This is a genomic window from Chrysiogenia bacterium (assembly GCA_020434085.1).
Lineage (GTDB): Bacteria > JAGRBM01 > JAGRBM01 > JAGRBM01 > JAGRBM01 > JAGRBM01.
The window spans coordinates 1-2,244 of sequence record JAGRBM010000193.1 but is presented as its reverse complement, the minus strand read 5'-3'; the positions used below and the strand labels follow the sequence as shown (position 1 = coordinate 2,244).

The following is a 2,244-nucleotide window of genomic DNA, read 5'->3' as shown; positions in this document are numbered from 1 at the left end:
TCAGGCCTGTCTGCTTGGTGAAGTGGCAGTTGCTGCAACCGCTCTGCGTGAAGAGCTCGCGGCCGCGCTCGACATTGGCCGGGTCGATATCCGCCAGTTCGATCCGGACGAAAGGATCGAGATCGCCCGTCTTGCCCTGGAAATACTGAACGATCTTGGTGGCCTCTTCTTCATCGATGTTGAAGCTGGGCATGCGGACCTTCAACCAGGGGCGGATCGGCTCCACCTTCTGCAGGAAGTGGTAGAACCAGTCGGGCTGAACCCGCTCACCCTGACGGTTGAGCTGCGGCGGCGCGGTATTGGGATCTTCGCCCTCGAAATAGGCCATGATCCGGCCGCCCTTGCCGTCGATGCCGTGACAGGCCTTGCAGTTGAACTGCTCGACGAGCACGCGGCCTTCTTCCTCGGCGTTCTCGGCCGGGGAGAGGTCGTAGAACCAGTCGGCGCCGACCTTCTGACCGGTCTGGCTCTTGAGGAAGACGCGAATGGCATGCGCGGCTTCATCGCTGAACTTGAAGTCCGGCATCTTGTTGAGCTGACGCTCCGTCTCGTAACCGCGCGGGTTCTGGAGCTTGTTGATCGTCCAGGCTTCCCAGGTACGGGGAACATCCTCTTCACTGGTAATGCCGAAGGCCAGCTCGTGGGCGGTCTTGTTGGCAAATTCAGAGAGTTCGACCGAAATCTTGCCGGTCTTTTCGAAGCCGGTAATGTTGTGGCAACCGAAGCAGCCGTAATTGCTGACAATCCACTCGCCGCGCTCGATGAGCTTCTCGTCGTCGAGCTGATCGGCCAGGCCTTCGACCTGCGGGATGTCCTTGCCCTTTTGCTGCATCAGATAAGTCGTGATGTCGAGGGCTTCGGCGTCGGTCAGGCGCAGACTGGGCATCGAGGTGTTGGGATCGTAGCTGCTCGGATTCTTGATCCAGTGATAGACCCACTTGGCGCTGCGAATCTTGTTCCCCGTGTTGTAGAGGTTCGGGGCGACATCGTAATCCTTGTAGAAGGGATTGTCGTTCGACGCGAAGTTCTCGGGACGCTCGCCCAGGGCGTGACAACCCATGCAGCCCACGCTCTTGAAGAGCTCTTCACCGCGCTTGGCACTGCCGGAGGTAAAGAAGCTGTCCGAGCGGGTGTCGGCATCGAGTTCGGGCCAGTCCTTGCTGCGCGAATTGAGGAACGCGGCCAGCGAGTGCAGATCTTCCTGATACTCGGCCGGGTCCTTGCGGCTGAAATCGGCGTAGTAAGGCATGCGCGAGTGCTCAAGATGCGCCTGCGGGTTTTCCACCCAGGAGACGATCCAGTCGGCGCTGACCTTCTCCATCACACGCGTGAGCGAAGGACCGACCTTCTTGCCGGTGGCGCCAAGAGCCTGATCTCCCACGTTCTTCACATTGTGGCAGCCCCAGCAACCGAGCTTGGTGACGTATTCCTTGCCCGCATTGAGCACATCGGCATGCGGGCTTTCGATCTCATACTGCTTGGAGTGGCACTTGAAACATGAGGCCTGGGTGTAATCGGTCTCACGCTCTTCCTTGTATTCGTGGTAGTGGCCCGACTGCACAAAGCCCAGAACCGGCTCGTTCCAGTGATGGATCAGGCCGTGAACTTCGTCGAGGTCGGAATGCTCGGCCGCGGTCGTGCTGGAGACGGCCGGCCCCTGACCCATATGGCAGGGGGTGCAAGCGAATTTCTTGATCGGATGCTGCGCAATGATGCCGCCACGATCGGGATGCGTGCGAGAGACGAGCGGGATGTCCTCGCTCTCGAAACCACTCTTATCCACGCCCATGTGGCAGGTCATGCAGCGATCAACCGTGTACTGGTTTTCGTCGAAGGCGTTGACGCGGTAGCCACGAAGAACGACCTGCTGAATGGTACCTTCGTACCAGAGCGCTTCGGGCATGAACCAGGGGCGCTCCAGGCGGCGAAGCTTGTCCTGCATCACCGCGAGTTCGCGGGTGGCGGTCTTCTTGAGCTCGTCCCACTTGGTGTACTCGGCAAGAATCTCATCGCGGTGCGCCTGCAGCTCCTTGAGCTCGGTGCGCAGATTGTCGAGATTTTCCTCGGCGCCGGCGATGTTCGCCGCGTCCTCGGCAAGCTTGGAGCGGAAGTGCTCGGACTCGGCCTTGGCATTGCTGACCTCGAGTTCGGTAGCCTCGCCGCGGGCGGCCTGCTCTTCGAGTGTCTTCTCTTTCTTGAGCGCTTCCTCGTAGAAGAAGGCGTGCTCGACATCGAGGCTCTTGA

The 2,244-nt window shown here is 60.0% G+C and carries 1 protein-coding gene; it reads right to left on the bottom strand.

Annotated features, from left to right (window positions below):
- Nucleotides 1-2,244, bottom strand: a 2,244-nt coding sequence (locus KDH09_06435) for a c-type cytochrome (protein ID MCB0219317.1), incomplete at both ends; no start/stop codon positions are given.